This is a genomic window from Streptomyces sp. NPDC058274, assembly GCF_042881375.1.
Classification (GTDB): Bacteria; Actinomycetota; Actinomycetes; order Streptomycetales; family Streptomycetaceae; genus Streptomyces.
Map to the genome: position 1 here is coordinate 97732 of NZ_JBHVXW010000025.1, position 19210 is coordinate 116941.

Here is a 19210-nt window from a genome sequence, read left to right on the forward strand (position 1 = left end):
AAAAGTCCGGCGTAGCCCGTAGGGAGCGCCCTGCGGAGCCCTTGACCCTCGGGCCTGGAGCACCATGACCCCCCCAACTCCTTCCGCGGCCGCCCCGCTTGAGGTGACCGACGAAGCCACCGCGATACCGGCGAAGTCTCCCGCCCCCAAGGGCAGTGAGAGCCGCTCGCCGGGACGGCTCGCATGGAGCAGGTTCAAACGCGACCGATCGGGTGTCATCTCCGCCTATGTGGTGATCTTTTTCTTCGTCGTGGCGATCGGTGCGCCGCTGATCTCCAAGCTGTACGGGAAGAACCCGTACACGACGTACGGCATGAACCAGCCCGGCCTGCTCAACGAGTTCAGCTTCCCGATCAAGCCCAACGGTGGCATCAGCAGCGAGTTCTGGCTCGGCGTCGAACCGATGCTCGGTCGCGACGTCATGACCTTCCTGCTCTACGGCATGCGCAACTCGCTGCTGATCGCCGGTGTGGCCACCCTGCTGACCACCCTGCTCGGTGTCGTCGTGGGCATCACCGCCGGCTATCTCGGCGGGAAGACGGACTACCTCGTGGGCCGGGTCATCGACATCCTGCTGGCCTTCCCCCAGACGCTGTTCTTCATCGCCTTCTGGCCGGTGGTTCTGGCCATCTTCGTCTCTCCGGAGGAGAACACCCCGGACTGGCTGACGGTCACCAGCCTCATCCTCGTGATGACCGCGTTCGGCTGGGCCTCCATCGCCCGCCTGCTGCGCGGTGAGGTACTCGCCCTGCGCGAGCGCGAGTTCGTCGAGGCGGCCAAGGTCACCGGCGCCTCCCCCGCGCGGATCATCTTCAAGGAACTGCTTCCCAACCTGTGGACGCCGATCCTCATCCAGTCGACGCTCCTGCTGCCGGCCTACGTCACGGCCGAAGCCGGCCTCGCGTTCCTCGGCGTCGGCCTCACGGACCCCACTCCGGACTGGGGCGTGATGCTCCAGTTCGGTGCCAAGTACTACCAGGACGACATCACCTTCATGCTCGTCCCGGGCATCTCCATGGTGATCTTCGTCGTCGCCTTCAACCTGCTCGGTGACTCGGTCCGCGACGCACTGGACCCGAAGACCAAGCGCTGAACCACTCCACTCCGGCCAGGGCGACGGGGCTCCGGCCGGGGCGCACAGCACGTCTCCCATCCACAAGAACGGGCCAGGCCACCATGTCTCTTTCCCGCAGAAACTTCGTCATAGCCACGTCTGTCGCGGCAGCGGGCACGACGGTCCTCTCCGCGTGCAGCAGCGGCAACGGCGGGGGCGGCGGCAGCTCTCCCAGCGGCGGCGCCACCGAGTACACCGGCGCCAAGGTCACCGTCGGCACCAAGGCCGACTCGACCGGTCCCGCCCCGGAGATCAGCGGTGCGAAGAAGGGCGGCACGATCTACGGTCTGGCCCCGGACGACTTCTCGCACCTGGACCCGCAGCGCATCTACTACGCGTACAACTCCACGGTCGCGCTGCTCCTCCACCGCTGCCTCACCGGCTACAAGATCGACTCCTCCGGCAAGCAGAAGCTCGTCGGTGACCTGGCCACCGACACCGGCAAGGCCTCCAACGGCAACAAGACCTGGACCTTCACGCTGAAGGACGGTCTGAAGTGGGAGGACGGCAGCGAGCTGACCGTCGAGGACGTCCGCCACGCCTTCGAGCGCTCCTTCGCCAAGTTCATCACCGAGGGCGCCAACTACGCGCAGATGGCGCTGACCGGCGCGGGCGGCAAGTGGCGTGACGCGTACGAGGGCCCCTACGGCGGCAAGCACCTCGACGCGATCGTCATCGACAAGGCGAAGAAGACGATCACCTTCAACCTGAAGGAGGCGAAGCCGGACTTCAACTTCACGCTGGCGATGCACTCCTACGCCGCGGTGCCGGTGAAGCTGGACACCAAGGAGAAGTACGACAAGAACCCGGTCGCGTGTGGCCCGTACAAGATCAAGAACCACACCACCGACAAGTCGATGACGCTGACGCGCAACAAGAACTGGGACCCGGCGACGGACTCGATCCGCAACGCCTACCCGGACGGCTTCGAGTTCACCTTCGGCGTCGAGACGCTGGACGGCACCGACCGGTTCATCGCCGACCAGGGCAACGACCAGTTCGCGGTCTCGATCTACAAGGGCGTGCCCGCCGAGCGCATCCAGAAGGTCCTCACCGACCCGGAGCTGAAGAAGCGCACCTTCAACGGTCTGCTCACCGGCACCTACTACTACGCGATCAACACCAAGCGCGTCACCGACCTCAAGGTCCGCCAGGCGATCATCCACGCCTGGCCGCTGGAGCAGATCCGCAAGATCTACGGCGGTCCGTCCTCCGGTGACTTCGCGTCGACGATCCTCAGCCCCGACATCATCGGCCGCGAGAAGTTCGACGTCTACGGCAAGCTGAAGAAGCCCGCGGGTGACCCGGCGGCCGCCAAGAAGCTGCTGAAGGAAGCCGGCAAGGAAGGCCAGAAGATCGTCTACGCCTTCCCGCAGGACCCGACGTACAACAAGACCAAGGTCGTCATCGAGAACGCGCTCAAGGCGGCCGGCTTCACCCCGGTCATCAAGCCCGTCGACTCGACGTCGTACTACGACCAGATCCAGCAGATCGACAACAACTACGACGTGATGTGGTTCGGCTGGTCCCCGGACTGGCCGACGGCGTACACGATGATCCAGCCGCTGTTCGACGGTGACGCCATCGGCAACGGCATGAACAACGTCTCGCAGACGAACGTCAGCTGGATCAACGAGGGCATCAAGAAGAACGCCGTCATCGCCGACCAGCAGACGGCGGGCAAGGCCTGGGCGGCCCTCGACAAGCGGATCATGACCGAGGTCGCGCCGATCATCCCCGAGATGTACCAGCGCCGTTACTACGTCCACGGCTCGAAGGTCGGCGGCGCGCAGTTCGACCCGAACTTCTCCGCCACCCTGCTCTACAAGACGTTCGTGAAGGCCTGACGACCGGCCTAGGGGCTGTCCGGTGGATCCTGCGGTGCCGTTCTACGGCGCGACCTACCGCATGATCCGCCGGCCAGGCCCTCGGGCGGGGCGGCTCTGAGCCGCCCCGCCTCCTCACCCCCAACGGCATCCGTCAGGAAAACCCACTGCCATGTTCCGCTTCCTTGTCCGCCGAACCCTCGGCGCCGCGGTGATCCTGCTGATCATCAGCGCTTTGGTGTTCGTCCTGTTCTACGCCGCCCCGCGCGACCCCGCCCGCATCGCGTGCGGCAAGGTCTGCACCCCGGAGACCCTGGCCCTGGTGCGGAAGAACCTGGGGATCGCCGACCCGCTCCCGGTGCAGTACTTCGAGTGGCTCAAGGGCCTGTTCGTCGGGCGTGAGTACACGTCCTTCGGCAACTGCCCTGCGCCGTGCCTCGGATACTCGTTCCAGAGCCGTGAGCCGGTCCTCGGCACCATCATGGACCGCTTCCCGACCACGCTCTCGTTGTCGCTCGGCAGCTCGGTGGTCTACCTGACGTTCGGCATCGGCGCGGGCATGCTGGCCGCCGTCAAGCAGGGCAAGGCCGTGGACAAGATCGCCAGCTCGGCCTCGCTGATCGCGTCCTCGATGCAGATCTACGTCGTCGGCGTGCTCGCCACCTACCTCCTGGTCGACCAGTGGCACCTGCTGGACCGCGCCCACTACACGCCCTTCACGGAGAACCCGGCCCTGTGGGCCCAGGGTCTGCTGGTCCCGTGGATCGTGCTCTCCCTGATCTGGACCGCCAACTACACCCGTATGACGCGCTCCCAGATGGTCGAGGCGCTCAGCGAGGACTACGTGCGCACCGCCAAGGCCAAGGGCCTGTCCCGCCGGACGGTGTTCTTCCGGTTCGCCTGGCGCGGTGCCATGGGCCCGATCGTCACGATCTTCGGCCTCGACCTCGGTGTGCTGCTCGGCGGCGCCATCATCACCGAGTCGACCTTCAGCCTGCAGGGCCTCGGCATGCTCTCGGTCAAGGCGGTCGGCACCAACGACCTGCCGATGCTGCTCGGTGTGGTGCTCGTCGCGGCGGGCGCGATCGTCGTCTTCAACATCGTCGTCGACGCCCTGTACGCCCTCATCGACCCCCGCGTGCGCCTCGCTTAAGGAGAGACTCATGAGTACCCCCTTCCTCTCCGTACGCGATCTGCGTGTGCACTTCTCCACCGAAGACGGCGTCGTCAAGGCCGTCGACGGGCTCTCCTTCGACGTGGAGAAGGGCAAGACCCTCGGTATCGTCGGCGAGTCGGGCTCCGGCAAGTCCGTGACGAACATGGCGGTCCTGGGTCTGCACGACCCGCGCAACACCGCGCTCGACGGCGAGATCCTGCTCGACGACAAGGAGCTCATCACCGCCACCGAGCGGGAGATGGAGCAGCTGCGCGGCAACAAGATGTCCATGATCTTCCAGGACGCGCTGGCCTCCCTGTCGCCGTACCACACGATCGGTGCGCAGATCGGCGAGACGTACCGCAAGCACACCGGTGCCTCCAAGAAGGTGGCCCGGGCGCGGTCGATCGAGATGCTCAAGCGCGTCGGGATCCCGCAGCCGGACGTCCGCGTGGACGACTACCCCCACCAGTTCTCCGGCGGTATGCGCCAGCGCGCGATGATCGCCATGGCGCTGGTCTGCGACCCCGAACTGCTGATCGCGGACGAGCCGACCACGGCGCTCGACGTGACGGTCCAGGCCCAGATCATGGACCTGCTCAAGGACCTCCAGCAGGAGTTCGGCACGGCGATCATCTTCATCACCCACGACCTGGGCGTGATCGCCGACATCGCGGACGACGTGCTGGTGATGTACGGCGGCCGCTGTGTGGAGCGGGGCACCAAGAACGAGGTGCTCCGGTCACCGCAGCACCCGTACACGCTCGGGCTGCTCGGCTCGATGCCGAGCCTGGACGGGCCGGTCGACGTGCCGTTGTCCCCGATCCCGGGCTCGCCGCCCTCGCTGCTGAACCCGCCCACCGGCTGCCGCTTCCACCCTCGGTGTGCTTTCGCCGAGAAGGTCGAGGGCGGGCTGTGCGCCTCGCAGCAGCCGGCCCTGGAGGTCGTGGACGGGCGCGGAGCCGCCTGCCACCTCACCCCGGAGCAGAAGGGCGAACTGTTCGCCGACTTCGCCGGTTCCCGGGCCCACTGACGTACAAGAGACGGGACTTCCCCACCATGAGCAGCACCCATCCCCTCCTGGACGTCTCCGGTCTGACGAAGCACTTCCCGATCAAGGGGGGCTTCCCGATCCGGCGGACGATCGGCGCCGTCCAGGCCGTCGACGGACTCGACTTCCAGGTCGCCGAGGGCGAGAGCCTGGGCCTGGTCGGCGAGTCCGGCTGCGGCAAGTCGACCACCGGGCGCCTGATCACGCGTCTGCTGGAGCCGACGGCCGGCAAGATCACGTACCGCGGGCAGGACATCACGCACGCGGGACGCCGGCAACTGGCGCCGGTCCGCTCCGAGATCCAGATGATCTTCCAGGACCCGTACGCGTCGCTCAACCCGCGGCAGACGGTCGGCAAGATCATCTCCGGTCCGATGGAGATCAACGGCATCGACCCGGCGGGCGGCCGCGAGAAGCGCGTGCGCGAGCTGCTGGAGACCGTGGGCCTCAACCCGGAGCACTACAACCGCTTCCCGCACGAGTTCTCCGGCGGTCAGCGCCAGCGCATCGGCGTCGCCCGCGCGCTGGCCCTGGAGCCGAAGCTGATCGTGGCCGACGAGCCGGTCTCCGCGCTGGACGTGTCGATCCAGGCGCAGGTGGTGAACCTGCTCCAGGAGCTGCAGAAGAACCTGGGCATCGCCTTCCTGTTCATCGCCCACGACCTCGCCGTCGTACGGCACTTCTCGCAGCGCGTGGCGGTCATGTACCTCGGCAGGATCGTGGAGATCGCCGACCGGGCGGACCTGTACGAGAACCCGCGCCACCCTTACACGCGCGCGCTGCTGTCCGCCGTGCCCGAGGCGACCGCGGACGACGTGCCGGCCCGGGAGCGGATCCTGCTCACCGGTGACGTCCCCTCACCGATCAACCCGCCGTCCGGCTGCCGCTTCCGCACCCGGTGCTGGAAGGCGACGGACAAGTGCGCGTCCGAGGCGCCGCCGCTGGTGCGGATCGAGGGCGACAACGCCAGTCACCTGACGGCCTGCCACTACCCGGAGACCCAGGCGACCGTCCCCTCGCCCCGTCTCTCCAAGGACCCCGAGGTCGCGGCCTGACACACCCCTTTTCCGTCAGCCCGTGACCGGCGGGACCGACCTTCGCCGGCCCATTGACCCGAGCCCGAACGCCGGTTCCCGGGGACGAAGGCCCGTGCCTCCTCTGGGAGTGCACGGGCCTTCTTCTTGGCGGAAGACCGAGCCTCAGCCCAACTCCCCGCGCTCCACACAGAATTCATTGCCCTCGGGGTCGGCCAGGAGGACCCAGCCGCCGCCGTCCGGCCGGGTGTGGTCCGCGATCAGGCGAGCGCCCAGACCGATCGCCCGCTCCACCTCCTCGGCGCGTGTGCGGCCGTGCGGCTGGAGGTCGAAATGGATCCGGTTCTTGGCCGTCTTGCCCTCGGGAACCCGGACGAAGAGCAGCCTCGGCCCGCCGTCGGGGTCCCGGATCAGCGCCTCCGGATCGCCGGGCTTGTCGTCGTCGTCGAGCGGCCGGCCGAGCAACTCGCTCCAGAAGAGCCCGAGTTCGTAAGGGTCGGCCGTGCAGTCGAAGGTGAGCGAGCGGATGGCGGGGTTCGGCCGGTGCGCCCTAGTCACCGGTCTGCCCGTCGGCGAGTTCGCGCAGGATGTCCAAGTGCCCGTTGTGGCGGGCCGTCTCCTCGATCAGGTGCAGCAGGATCCAGCGGAGGTCGACCTGCAGGCCGTCCCGGATGGGGCGCTTCGCCGCGGCGCCGAGGTCGTGGCCGGTCACCAACTCCCGGTAGCGGGCGGCCTGTTCCTCGTACTGCTGCAGGAGCTCGGTCAGCGGGATGTCGACGGCGATCCGCATCTCCCGGTCGGGGTCCTCGTCCGTCCAGGGCCCTTCGTCCTCCTCGCCGAGGAAGACGACCTGGAACCAGTAGTACTCGACCCAGCGCAGGTGGTTGACCACCCCGCACAGGGTCATCAGCGGGGACCCGGGCAGCGGCGCCTTGCGGGCGTCCTCCTGGGAGGCCCCCTCGCACTTGGCGCGGGCCGTGTCGCGGGCGTAGTCGAGGAAGGTGGTCAGCTGTGAGCGCTCGTCCCAGGCGGGAGGCGTGTCGGTTCGCGTCATCGCGGTGAAGCATCCCCGGTCGCGGACGCGGTGTCGAACGATTAAGTCCCCCGCGCCCCGCGACCGGTCGCGCCCCCGTCAGCCGCCGGCCGCAGGCTTCCCGCCGTCGGCGACATCCTCCTCCAGTGCCACCAGCGCCGGGTCCAGGACGATGTCCTCGCCGCGGGCCTCGATGGTCGGTTCCTCCGGGAAGTGACAGGCCGTCAGATGACCCTCGATGTTGCCCGACAGCTGGATCAGCGGGGGCTCCTCCTGGGCGCACTTGTCCTGCGCCTTCCAGCAGCGCGTGCGGAACCGGCAGCCGGACGGCGGGGAGATGGGGGACGGCACATCGCCCTGGAGCCGGATGCGTTCCTTCTTCTCCGCGTCGATGTCCGCCTCGGGCACGGCCGACAGCAGGGCGTGGGTGTACGGGTGCCGCGGCCCCGCGTACAACGACGCGCGGTCGGCGACCTCCACGATCTTGCCGAGGTACATCACGGCCACCCGGTGCGAGAAGTGCCGTACGACGGCCAGGTCGTGGGCGATGAACACGAACGCGATGCCCATCTCCCGCTGGACCTCCTGGAGCAGGTTCACCACCTGCGCCTGGATCGAGACGTCCAGCGCGGAGACCGGCTCGTCGGCCACGATCAGCTTCGGGGAGAGGGCCAGCGCCCGGGCGACGCCGATGCGCTGGCGCTGACCGCCGGAGAACTCGTGCGGGAAGCGGTTGTAGTGCTCGGGGTTGAGGCCGACGATCTCCAGCAGCTCGCGCACCCGCGCCTCGCGGCCGCCGGGCGGCCGGACGTCGTTGATCTCCATCGGCGAGGAGATGATCGTGCCGACCGTCTGGCGGGGGTTCAGGGAGGCGTACGGGTCCTGGAAGATCATCTGGATCTCGGAGCGGATCGGCGCCAGTTGCCGGCGTCCCGCCCGGGTGATGTCCTGCCCGCGGTAGGTGATCGTGCCCGCGGTCGGCTCGATGAGCCGGGTCAGCAGCCGGCCCGTCGTGGACTTGCCGCAGCCCGACTCGCCCACCAGGCCGAGGCTTTCGCCGGGATGGACGTCGAAGGAGACGCCGTCCACCGCCTGGACCGCGCCCACCGTACGGCGGATCGGGAAGCCTCCCTTGACCGGGAAGTGCTTGGTCAGGTCGGTGACCCGCATCAGCGGTTCGCCGTGCGGCGCGTCCCGCTGCCCGGGAATCGCGTCGGCCGTCACCGCGGTACCGGTGTTCTGCTCGCTCACAGTCAGCCCCCTCAGCCCAGCCGGGGCTGAATCGTCTCGGTGAAGATCCGGTTCTTGCGGTCCGGGGTCAGATGGCAGGCGGAACCCCGGCCCACCGGCAACTCGGGCCGTACGTCCACACAGCGGTCGGATCCCTCGACCTGTTCCATGAAGGCACAGCGCGGATGGAAGGGACACCCCGACGGAGGATTCAGCAGCGAGGGCGGCGCCCCGGGAATCGGGGTCAGCGGCTCGCCCACATCGGCCGACAGCCGGGGCATCGAGCCCAACATCCCCCAGGTGTAGGGATGCTGGGGCGACTTCAGCACCTCGCGGATCGTGCCGCGCTCGACCGCGCGGCCCGCGTACATCACGAGCAGGTCGTCGGCCATGTTCGCGACCACCCCCAGATCGTGGGTGATCATGATGATCGCGGAACCGAACTCCTGCTGGAGGTCTTTCAGCAGGTCCAGGATCTGGGCCTGGACGGTCACGTCGAGGGCGGTGGTCGGCTCGTCGGCGATCAGCAGATCCGGGTCGCAGACCAGGGACATCGCGATCATCACCCGCTGGCGCATACCGCCGGAGAACTGGTGCGGATAGTCGTCCACCCGGTCCTTGGCGCTCGGGATGCCGACCTTGGTCAGCATCTCGATCGCCCGCTGCCGTGCCTCCCGCTTCGAGGCCCCGGTGTGCTTGCGGAACGGCTCGCCGACCTGCCGCCCCACCGTGTGGTACGGCGACAGTGCGGTCAGCGCGTCCTGGAAGATCATCGCCATCTTGTTGCCGCGGAGCCGTTCGAACTCGCTCTCCGTGGCGGTGGTCAACTCCTGTCCGTCCAGGACGATTTCGCCCTCGACGGTCGTCGTCATCGGGTTGTGCAGACCCAGGATGGTCAGGTTGGTGACCGACTTCCCCGACCCGGACTCGCCGACGATGCCGAGGGTCGTACCCCGCTCGATGTCGAAGGACAGCCCGTCGACCGCCTTGACGACGCCGTCCTCCGTGCCGAACCGCACCCGCAGGTCGCGAACCGAGAGGAACGCCCGGGATCCGGTGGGCGCCGGGGTGTCCCCCGGCTTGGTGAGTGTGGTCACTGCGGTTTCTCCCAGGACGACGGCACGGGACTGGCGAGGAGGCGTACGGCGCTCACGACAGGCGCACGCGAGGATCGATGACGGCGTACAGGGCGTCCACGATCACGTTCAGCAGCAGGATGAACGCGGCGCTGACGATCATCACGCCCAGCAGCTTGGGCAGGTCCTTGCCGACCACGGACTCCACGGCCAGGCGCCCGAGGCCGGCGAGCCCGAAGGTGAACTCCGTGACGACCGCGCCGCCGAGCAGGGCGGAGAGGTCGATGCCGAGGATGGTGAGGATGGGGATCAGCGAGCCGCGCCAGGCGTACCGGAAGAACACGTACCGCCCGGCCATGCCCTTCGCGCGGGCCGCCCGCACATGTTCCTCCTGGAGCTGTTCGATCATCGTCGAGCGCGACAGCCGGGTGTAGTTGGCCGTGAAGATGACGGACATCACCAGCCAGGGGATCAGCAGACCCATGAACCACTTCGCCGGATTGTCCGTGAGCGGCACGTACTTGGGCTTGCTCAGCCAGCCGGTGCTGTAGACGAAGAGGCCGAGGACGACCGGGCCGAGGAAGTAGATCTGCATCGAGCTGAGCACCAGCGAGAAGCTGCTGAACATCTTGTCCAGCCAGGTCCCCCGGAAGCGGGCGGCGATCATGCCGGTGCCGAGGCCCACCACCAGGAAGACGACCAGGCCGCCGACGGTGAGGGAGAGGGTCAGCGGGAAGCGGTCCATGATCGTGTCCCAGACCATCTGCTGGTCCCGGAAGGAGACGCCGAAGCAGGGCGCGGGACAGTGCCCGACGGCGAAGTCACGGCCGGCGAAGACACCGACGAGGAACTTCCAGTACTGCACCGGCACCGGCTCGTCCAGGCCCAGGTTCTTGTGGATGATCGCCAGCGCGTCCGGGGTGCAGTTCTTGCCGCACGCCAGCGTCGCCGGGTCCTGGGGGATGGCGTAGTACATGAAGAAGGTGAAGGCGCTGATCAGCAGGAGGATGAGAACCGCGCCGAACGTCCGGCGAATGATGAATCGAAGCATGGCGGAACGCTGCTCTCGGGACGGCGGCCAGGGACAGGAGCGCCCGGGGCGCACTGCGCGCAGTGCGCCCCGGGATCGCGGTCAGCTCTTGAGGTAGACCTGGGTGACGTCGGTGTAGCTCGTCACCGTGGAGTAGCGCAGGCCGCCCACGTTGGAGCCGGCGATCTGGAACACCTTGGTGTAGTAGATCGGCGCCGCCGGGTTGACCTTCTCGCTGATGTACTGGTTGAGAGCGGTCCAGGCCTTGGCCGACTCGGCGGAGTCCGTGATCTGCTGGATGCGCTGGATCTCGGAGTTCACGTGGTCGTCGTTGATGTGCGCGTAGTTCGACGCACCGTCCTGGATCTGCTTGCCGTCGTACAGCGGCGGGAAGACCGTGTTGGCGGACGCCCAGTCCTGGCCCCAGCCGGTCATGTAGATGTCGTAGCCGTTCTTGACCTTGCCGACCTGCTCGTACCAGGTGGCGGAGTCGATCTCCTTCTTCTGGACGTCCAGGCCGATCTTTTCCAGCGCGTTCTCGATGAGGACGGCCTGCTGCTGGCGGACCGGGATGTTGGCGTAGGCGTAGACGATCTTCTTGCCCTTGGCGCCGGCCTCCTCGATCAGCTGCTTGGCCTTGGCGATGTCGCCGTTGGGCTTCTTGGACCGGTTGAAGGGGTCGAAGTCCTTCTGGTAGCCCGGAGTCGTGGGCGACATCAGGCTGTTGGCGACCTCACCGCCGTACGCTCCGCCGTCGGCCTTGTAGACCGAGGTGGCCGGCATGGCGTAGGTGATCGCGTCGCGGATCTTCTTGTCCTTGAGGCGGTCCATGTTGAAGTTCATCTGCCACACGTACGGGGCGTAGCCCTGGATCGTGCGCTTCATCGCGGCGGCGTCGGAGACCACCTTCTGCACCTGCGTGGTGGCGACCTGACCGGTGAACATGACGGCGTTTTTGGCGTCCCCGCGGTCGGCGAGGATCGTCTTGGTCTGGTCCTCGTCGTCGTGGTTGACCTCGATGTCGAAGCCGTCGACGTACTGGTGGCGCATCGGGTCGGTCGCGGCGTCCCAGTTGGCGTTCTTGACGAGCTTCACGCTCTTGCCGGCCTTGAACTCCGAGATCTTGTACGGGCCGACGGCGACCGGCTTGGTGTCGTACTTGGCCTTGGTGTCCGTCTTCTCGGGGACGAGGGAGTAGCCGGCCATGGCCAGGGCCTGCGGCAGGTCGGGCTGCGCGTTCTCGAAGTGGAAGACGATCGTCTTGTCGTCGGGGGTCGACAGGACCGAGTCGGGCAGGTGCTTGCCCTTGAACGGGCCGGCGTAGGCGTCGCGGTAGGTGGTGCCCAGTCCCGAGAGCCACTGCTGGACGTAGCTCGGACCGTCCGTGATGAACGGGTCGTAGAGCCGCTCGATGGTGTGCCGCACGTCGGCCGAGTCGATGACGTGCCCCGTCTCGTCCTTGACCCCGCTCTTCAGCGTGTACGTCCACGTCTTGCCGCCGTCCGACGCCTTGCCGGGGTCGGTGGCGAGGTCGCCGACGACGGTGAGGCCGCCCTTGGCGTCCTCCTTGTACGTCGTCAGGCCGCGGTAGATGAGCTTGGAGAGCAGGCCGCCGTCGCTGACGTATATCTGGCCGGGGTCGAGGTGCGAGAAGTCGGTCTCCTGATAGACCTGCATGGTGCCGCCGGACCGGGCTCCCTTGACCTCGGCGGCCGGTCCCGTGGAGTCCTGCGCGGTGCCCAGCTTCACCGCGGCCGACTGCGCGGCGGCCTCCTTCTTGCTCTTGCTCTTGCCCTGCGTGCCGCTGTTGCCGTTGTCGCTGCAGCCGGCCAGCGCCAGGGCGCCGGCCGCGACCGCGACAACGGCGGTCCGCGCTCTGCGGGATCTGAGGATGCTCATCGAGTCGAGTCCACCTGCCTGTGAGTAGTGATCAGTGATCCACTGGTGCTGCCTGGCAGTGCACGGCCGGACATCGCCGGCTCCCGGGTGGCAGCGCCTCGCGCCCTCGGGTCAGCGGCCGGTCTTGGGATCGAAGGCGTCCCTGACCGAGTCGCCGAGGAGGTTGAACGCCACGACGAAGACGACCATCGCGACACCCGGGAAGAACATGTAGACCGGGTCCTGTTCGTAGATGTCCGCTCCGATGGCGAACATCCGGCCCCAGTCCGGGGTCGGTTCGGAGTAGCCGACACCGACGAAGGAGAGAAAGGCGACCGAGAGAATGGTGCTGGGCAGCATGTATGTGCCCTGCACCAGGATCGGTGTGACGAGGTTGGGCAGCAGTTCCTTGCGGATGATCCGCCACGGGGAGGCCCCCGCGACCTTCGCCGCCTCGACGAACTCCCGCTCGCGCAGTGAGAGGGTGACCGCCCGGATCAGCCGGGCGAGTCCCATCCAGCCGAGGAACCAGAGCACGCCGACGATCGCGAGCGTGTGGATGTAGGTCGGCGTCTCCTCGTCCGGGGCGACGAACACCGTGGTGATCACCGGCATCGCCGCGATCATGAACAGCTGCTGCGGGAAGGCGAGCAGGAAGTCCGTGAGCCGGCCGAGCCAGTAGTCGACCTTGCCGCCGAAGTACCCGCCGACCAGGCCGATCACGATGCCCATGGCCACCATGGCGACGGTCGCCGCGAGCGCCGTGTAGAGCGAGGTGCGCATGCCGTACAGCAGCTGGGTGAACACATCGCGGCCCAGGGTGGGTTCGATCCCGAACCAGAACTGCGTCGTGATGCCGCCGTTGGGTCCGGCGGGCATGTTGAAGTCGTTCAGCAGCAGCGGGTCGTCCTGGCCGTACAGCGTGTACGGGTCCTTGCCGTAGAGCTTCGCGATCAGCGGGGCGAGGGCGGCGACCAGGAAGAAGAAGAACACGATGTACGCCGAGACCACACCGCTGCGGTCCCGTTTGAACCGGCGCCACATCAGCTGGCCGGGCGACCTGCCTTCCGGCTTCTCCGGCTGCTCGACGGACCCCGGTCCCGCCTTCTCGTCCACCTCGGGGAAGGTCTGCGCGCCCTCGATCTCGATCGGACTCGTCATGATTCGTCCATTTCATGGGTACGCCGAGCCGGTGGCCGCCACCGGGTGTGGACGGCCACTGGTCGGACCATGCGGATCAGGAGAGACGGATGCCTATCGAGCGCGGCGCGTGAGCGCGCGAAGTGCGACAACTCGCAGATGAACACGCGTAGTTGGCATTGTGTGCCTCCTCATGACTCAACCGGTGCACGGACAGGAGGGGTCCATGACTGTCCTCCGACACCCCTGACGGAGGGTCAAACACCCCACAGTGCTCGTGAGTCGGCGCTGCCCAGCAGCGCATGACCCATTGACCCGAGCGTTACGCGGCTAACTATCTGGCATGAGCCAGATACCGACCACTGTCTTTAGGTCTCGGTTCAATCACAGCTGACCGGTACATCTTCCAAAATCTGGGCAAACGGATCCGCCGGAGAAGCCCGCGAAACGGACGTGTTACATACGTATCGGGTGTGGGCGTCCGGATTCCGGACACCTGGGCCGGGAAAACCGGTTGCGCGGCGCGGCCGGAACGGCTGGATCAGCGCGCACAAAAAACCCGGGTGCCCCCAAGAAGGGGACACCCGGGTTCAGTTGCGCAGGATCAGCCGTGCTTGGCGCGGCTCGCGGAGCGACCGCGCTCCTTCTGGTCGAGGACGACCTTGCGGATGCGAACGGCCTCCGGGGTCACCTCGACGCACTCGTCGTCGCGGCAGAACTCCAGGGACTGCTCCAGCGAGAGCTTGCGCGGCGGGACGATCGCCTCGAACGAGTCGGCGGCGGCCGACCGCATGTTGGTGAGCTTCTTCTCCTTGGTGATGTTCACGTCCATGTCGTCGGCGCGCGAGTTCTCGCCGACGATCATGCCCTCGTACACCTCGGTGCCGGGGTCGGTGAACAGCACGCCGCGCTCCTGGAGGTTCGTCATCGCGAAGGCGGTGACGGCGCCCGCGCGGTCGGCGACCAGCGAACCGTTGTTACGGGTCGTCAGGGTGCCGAACCACGGCTCGTGGCCCTCGTGGATGGAGTGGGCGATGCCCGTGCCGCGCGTACCGGTCAGGAACTCGGTCCGGAAGCCGATGAGTCCGCGCGAGGGGACGACGAACTCCAGCCGGACCCAGCCCGAGCCGTGGTTCGACATGTTGTCCATGCGGCCCTTGCGGACACCCATGAGCTGCGTGACCGCGCCCATGTGCTCCTCGGGCACGTCGATCGTCATGCGCTCGACCGGCTCGTGCACCTTGCCGTCGATGACCTGGGTGACGACCTGCGGCTTGCCGATGGTCAGCTCGAAGCCCTCGCGGCGCATCTGCTCGACCAGGATGGCGAGCGCCAGCTCACCACGGCCCTGCACCTCCCAGGCGTCCGGGCGCTCGGTGTCGAGCACGCGGAGCGAGACGTTACCGATCAGCTCGCGGTCCAGGCGGTCCTTGACCTGACGGGCGGTGACCTTGCGGTCCTTGACGGCGGCCTTGGCGGAGGCGCCCTTGCCGGTGCCGCCACGGCCGACCAGCGGCGAGGTGTTCGTACCGATGGTCATCGAGATCGCCGGCTCGTCGACCGTGATCAGCGGCAGCGCGATCGGGTTCTCGGGGTCGGCGAGGGTCTCGCCGATCATGATGTCCGGGATACCGGCCACGGCGCAGATGTCACCGGGGCCCGCCATCTCGGCGGGCTTGCGGGTGAGCGCCTCGGTCATCAGCAGCTCGGTGATGCGCACGTTGGACATCGTGCCGTCGCGCTTGATCCACGTGACGGTCTGGCCCTTGCGCAGCTCACCCTGCTCGACGCGGAGCAGCGCGATACGGCCGAGGAAGTTGTCGGCGTCCAGGTTCGTGACGTGCGCCTGGAGCGGGGCGGCCTCGTCGAACTCGGGGGCCGGGACGTGCGAGAGGATCGTGGAGAAGAAGGGCTCCAGGCTGTCGCTGTCGGCCGGGACGGTGCCGTCCTCCGGCTTGGTCAGCGAGGCCACGCCGTCACGCGCACACGCGTAGACGATGGGGAACTCGATCTGCTCCTCGTCCGCGTCCAGGTCCAGGAAGAGGTCGTACGTCTCGTTGACGACCTCGTCGATCCGGGAGTCGGGGCGGTCGGTCTTGTTGATGCACAGGATGACCGGCAGGCGCTGCTGGAGCGCCTTGCGCAGCACGAAGCGGGTCTGCGGCAGCGGACCCTCGGAGGCGTCGACCAGCAGCACGACGGCGTCGACCATCGACAGACCGCGCTCGACCTCACCGCCGAAGTCGGCGTGGCCGGGGGTGTCGATGATGTTGATGGTGATGACGTCGCCGCCATCCTTCGGGTGGTACTTGACCGCCGTGTTCTTGGCCAGGATCGTGATGCCCTTCTCACGCTCCAGGTCGTTCGAGTCCATCATGCGGTCGTCAAGCGACTCGGCGGCGTGCGCGGCGAAGGCACCGGCCTGCTTGAGCATGGCGTCGACCAGGGTGGTCTTGCCATGGTCGACGTGGGCGACGATGGCGACGTTGCGGATGTCGTGGCGCGTGGCCATATTGAGGCGCTTCTCCCGGAGTGAGTGGACGGCCTCCGCAGCGCGGGGCCTGCCGGGCTGAACACGCCACGGCCTTACCCCATGGTACGTGGCCCTGACGGAGGAGGCCTCCGCAGGGCCACGCGGGCCGGTCCAGGAGGGCGCTTCCGGCGCCCCGAGCTCACTTCTGCGACGGGGCCGCCGAGGGCTTCACGCCCTTTTTCAGGAAGCCCATGTCCTCGTAGACAGGGCTCTGGAAGCCGAAGGCGCCGGCGTTGGCGAGGTTCGGCCGGGCCGCCGTCAGCTGGGGGCGCTGGTAGAGGGGAATCGATCCTGCCGAGGCCCAGATCCGGGCGTCGGCCTTGCGCACCAGGGACCGCGACTCGCCCTCGTCGAGCTCGGCGATCGCCTGGTCGAAGAGCTGGTCGACCTGGTCGGTGCCGACCCGGGTGTAGTTCTGCTCGACGTTCAGGGAGCCGTCGGCCGCGGGGACCGGCTTGGCGTAGATGGGCCGGGCGTCGGTGGCGGGGAAGGCGGAGGCGGGCCACGAGTACAGGGCCAGGTCGTACTGGCCGGACGCGATGTGGTCCTTGAAGTAGCTGTCGTCGGAGACCTTCGAGATCTCCGTACGGATCCCGACGCGGTCCAGCATCTTGGCGATCCGGTCGCCGACGGTCCGCAGCGACTCCGAGCCGGGGCCCGAGGGGAGCACGAAACGCAGGGTCAGCGGCTTGCCGTCCTTGGCGAGCGCGCCGGCCGCGGCGTTCGCCGGCGCGGCCGTGCCCTTCGGGGCGTACGCGCCCGGCGCGGCGCCCTGCTCCACGGGCCGGTGCAGGTACTGCTTGCCGGCCTGCTCATCCGCGCGCTGCGGCTTCTCCTTCGCGTGCTCCTTGCGGCCCTTCGAATGGTCCTTGGGGTCCTTCTTCTTCTCCCGGTCGGCCTCGGAGAGCCGGTGCGCGGACTTGTTGTCCTCACCGACGATGTACGTACCGTCGTCGCCCGAGCCGGTGTCGTCGTCGGACTTCTTCCCCTCGGACCCGGCCGCCTTCCCGCCCTTCTTCTCCTCCTTGACCGGGCCGCCGGGCACCCAGCCGGCGTCGGCGAGCAGCGCCTGTGCCTCGGCGGTGTCCTGGCCGCCGAGGGCACCACTGTTGTCGGCGTACGCCCGCTGGCCCGAGAGTGCGAGGTGGCTGCCGACCGGTACGGCGGGCAGGCCCAGCGGCTGGAGCACCAGCCGGGCCAGCTCCTTCCGGTCGATCGCGCGGGCGACGGCACGGCGGACGCGTTCATCGGCGAGCGGGCCCTCGGAGCCGTTGAGCGCGAGCTGGGTGAAGGCCGGTTCGAGTGACTTGCGGACCACGAAATCACGCAGCGCCGACTGCCGGGCCGCGTCCTTCGAGGCCGCCTTCCGCTCCTTCTTGCGGGCGCGGTACTCCTTGGCGGCGGCCTTCTCGTCGGAGCCGTTCGCCACGGCCCACGAGCGCAGCGCCTTGGCGGGGGTGCTGCCTGCGCTGGGGCTCCGCAGCGCGGTACTGCCCTTGGCGCCGCCGGCGACGGTGATCCGCCGGGCCTCCTCCGGGTCGATCTCGGCCAGGTCGACCTTGTCGGCGGCGAGGGCGGCGGCCCGCTGGTCCCGGGGTACGGCGCGCAGCACCAGCTCGGACACCTTGGCCGGACGGCCCCACCAGCGCGGGTTGCGGGTGAGGGTCACATCGCCGTCCTTGCGGTCGACCTTGTCCAGCGCGAAGGGGCCCGCGGTGACCTTCAGCTTGCGGCGGGCGCCGTCGTTGAAGGCGTCCGGGGTGCCGGTGACGTCCTTCGGGTACAGCGGTGAGAACAGCGACTTCCAGTCGGCGTACGGGCGGCTGAAGGTGACTCTGACCTCCAGGTTGTTGGCGCCGCGCTCGATCTTCTCGATGCGGTCGTAGCCGGCGTTGCGCGCCGTCCAGTACGAGGTGTCCTTGCCGGACAGGGCACGCCACTGGGCGACGAAGTCGGCGGCGCCGATCTCGCGGCCGTTGCTCCAGACCGCCTGCTGGTTGAGCTTGTAGAGCACGACCTGCTTGGGGTCGCGGTCGACGACCTTGGCCGACTCCAGGAAGTCGGCGTTGCGCACCGGGCGGCCCATGGCGTCGAGCCGGTACATGGAGGGCAGCACGGCGCCGGCGATCCGGGAGGTCGCGGGGTCGGCGTCCGCCTGGAAGGCGTTCAGCGTCTCCGGTACGGCGTCCACGGCCCAGCGCAGTGTGCCGCCGTCGGCGATCTGGTCACGGCCGGCGGGCGCGATGTCCTGCCCGGCGACGGGCTTGCCCGCCTCGTCCTCCGCGCTGCACGCGGCGAGGGCGGGCACCGCGAGTGCGCCCGCGGTGAGAAACGCGACCGAGCGCATTACCGCGCGCAGTCCGACGCCGTCGTGGGACATCACTGCAACCTCCGGGTCACCGCTCCGCTATGGGGGCAGGGTCGGCTCTGATCACGTTTGGCGGTATATGGAGCTGATCAGATCTATGCAGCCACTGAAGGGGAGGGGCGGCGCCGGGGCGCGGCGACACGGCGGGGACACTCCCCAAGCCCACCCGTGCGGCGCAATGGGCTCCGCCCCCGGACCCGCGTATCGCGCTGACGCGCTCGTCCTCGAACGCCGGACGGGCTGAATCCAGCCCCTCCGTCGATTGAGGAGACCGGCGGCAGCCCCCGCGCACGCGGAGCGTGCGGGAGGCGCGTTCTGAGGGGTGCGAGCCGGGAATCCGTGCAGATCCCTTCACAGGGGCTCGTGTGACGCGCGACACTCGCAGGCGCATGAACGTTGCCGCCTTGGGCCGCAGGGCCCGTGGAAGTGAGGGCAAGTCATGTCCGTGCACGACGACTTGACGTCAGTACAGCGCTGCCTCGACGACCTCCACAGGTCGGTGGGGCGCCTGGAACAGCAGATAGGCGGCGGCCTGGAAATGCGCCGGGTCCGCACCGATGCCGACCACCTGCGGGAAAGCGTCGCGCTGCTGCGCGAGGCCGCACCGGGCCTGGCAGCACCCCGCCGCCCCGACCTGGTCTCGATCCCCGACACCCCGTACGACAGCTCTCTGTGGACCGACTCGGACGACGAGGGACTCGGCGCCCGCGACCGGCATGCCCCCTGACCCCGACCGGAGCA

The 19210-nt window shown here is 68.2% G+C and carries 15 protein-coding genes; 6 read left to right on the forward strand and 9 right to left on the reverse strand.

Going from position 1 to position 19210, the window contains the following annotated elements:
* Nucleotides 1-64 precede the first annotated feature (64 nt).
* The 5 genes from ACFVYF_RS34390 to ACFVYF_RS34410 all read left to right on the forward strand — a co-directional run bounded on the left by ACFVYF_RS34390 (nucleotide 65) and on the right by ACFVYF_RS34410 (nucleotide 6202).
* On the forward strand, nucleotides 65-1093 hold the full coding sequence (locus tag ACFVYF_RS34390; RefSeq protein WP_389461755.1) for an ABC transporter permease: 1029 nt from the start codon (nucleotides 65-67) through the stop codon (nucleotides 1091-1093).
* 83 nt (nucleotides 1094-1176) lie between these two features.
* On the forward strand, nucleotides 1177-2961 hold the full coding sequence (locus ACFVYF_RS34395) for an ABC transporter substrate-binding protein (RefSeq protein ID WP_389461757.1): 1785 nt from the start codon (nucleotides 1177-1179) through the stop codon (nucleotides 2959-2961).
* A 151-nt stretch (nucleotides 2962-3112) separates the two neighbouring features.
* The gene (locus tag ACFVYF_RS34400; protein ID WP_389461759.1) at nucleotides 3113-4093 is read left to right on the forward strand and encodes an ABC transporter permease; all 981 of its coding nucleotides are present in this window, start codon (nucleotides 3113-3115) and stop codon (nucleotides 4091-4093) included.
* Between the two features lie 10 nt (nucleotides 4094-4103).
* On the forward strand, nucleotides 4104-5129 hold the full coding sequence (locus ACFVYF_RS34405) for an ABC transporter ATP-binding protein (protein ID WP_389461761.1): 1026 nt from the start codon (nucleotides 4104-4106) through the stop codon (nucleotides 5127-5129).
* A 26-nt stretch (nucleotides 5130-5155) separates the two neighbouring features.
* Complete coding sequence (locus ACFVYF_RS34410; RefSeq protein ID WP_389461763.1) at nucleotides 5156-6202, forward strand: ABC transporter ATP-binding protein; 1047 nt, start codon at nucleotides 5156-5158, stop codon at nucleotides 6200-6202.
* 144 nt (nucleotides 6203-6346) lie between these two features.
* Here ACFVYF_RS34410 and ACFVYF_RS34415 read toward each other — a convergent pair whose 3' ends face one another.
* The 9 genes from ACFVYF_RS34415 to ACFVYF_RS34455 all read right to left on the reverse strand — a co-directional run bounded on the left by ACFVYF_RS34415 (nucleotide 6347) and on the right by ACFVYF_RS34455 (nucleotide 18481).
* The gene (locus ACFVYF_RS34415) at nucleotides 6347-6739 is read right to left on the reverse strand and encodes a VOC family protein (protein WP_389461765.1); all 393 of its coding nucleotides are present in this window, start codon (nucleotides 6737-6739) and stop codon (nucleotides 6347-6349) included.
* Nucleotides 6732-7235 carry a DinB family protein gene (locus ACFVYF_RS34420; RefSeq protein ID WP_389461767.1) on the reverse strand — a complete coding sequence of 168 codons (504 nt, stop codon included), beginning with the start codon at nucleotides 7233-7235 and terminating at the stop codon, nucleotides 6732-6734. Before ACFVYF_RS34420 ends, ACFVYF_RS34415 begins: the two co-directional genes overlap by 8 nt.
* A gap of 78 nt (nucleotides 7236-7313) precedes the next feature.
* Entirely contained in the window at nucleotides 7314-8423 is a 1110-nt protein-coding gene (locus ACFVYF_RS34425; RefSeq protein WP_389461827.1) for an ABC transporter ATP-binding protein, read from the reverse strand.
* A gap of 53 nt (nucleotides 8424-8476) precedes the next feature.
* Nucleotides 8477-9541 carry an ABC transporter ATP-binding protein gene (locus ACFVYF_RS34430; protein WP_389461769.1) on the reverse strand — a complete coding sequence of 355 codons (1065 nt, stop codon included), beginning with the start codon at nucleotides 9539-9541 and terminating at the stop codon, nucleotides 8477-8479.
* Between the two features lie 52 nt (nucleotides 9542-9593).
* On the reverse strand, nucleotides 9594-10571 hold the full coding sequence (locus ACFVYF_RS34435) for an ABC transporter permease (protein ID WP_389461771.1): 978 nt from the start codon (nucleotides 10569-10571) through the stop codon (nucleotides 9594-9596).
* A gap of 81 nt (nucleotides 10572-10652) precedes the next feature.
* Nucleotides 10653-12449 (reverse strand): ABC transporter substrate-binding protein, encoded by a 1797-nt coding sequence (locus ACFVYF_RS34440; protein ID WP_389461773.1) that lies wholly within the window; start codon nucleotides 12447-12449, stop codon nucleotides 10653-10655.
* Nucleotides 12450-12560: 111 nt separating this feature from the next.
* On the reverse strand, nucleotides 12561-13589 hold the full coding sequence (locus tag ACFVYF_RS34445; RefSeq protein WP_389461775.1) for an ABC transporter permease: 1029 nt from the start codon (nucleotides 13587-13589) through the stop codon (nucleotides 12561-12563).
* 583 nt (nucleotides 13590-14172) lie between these two features.
* On the reverse strand, nucleotides 14173-16080 hold the full coding sequence (gene typA / locus ACFVYF_RS34450; protein ID WP_389461777.1) for a translational GTPase TypA: 1908 nt from the start codon (nucleotides 16078-16080) through the stop codon (nucleotides 14173-14175).
* 160 nt (nucleotides 16081-16240) lie between these two features.
* Nucleotides 16241-18481 carry an ABC transporter family substrate-binding protein gene (locus tag ACFVYF_RS34455; protein ID WP_389461779.1) on the reverse strand — a complete coding sequence of 747 codons (2241 nt, stop codon included), beginning with the start codon at nucleotides 18479-18481 and terminating at the stop codon, nucleotides 16241-16243.
* A gap of 427 nt (nucleotides 18482-18908) precedes the next feature.
* Here ACFVYF_RS34455 and ACFVYF_RS34460 point away from each other — a divergent pair, with 427 nt between their 5' ends.
* Entirely contained in the window at nucleotides 18909-19196 is a 288-nt protein-coding gene (locus tag ACFVYF_RS34460; RefSeq protein ID WP_389461781.1) for a hypothetical protein, read from the forward strand.
* The last annotated feature ends 14 nt before the right edge of the window (nucleotides 19197-19210 follow it).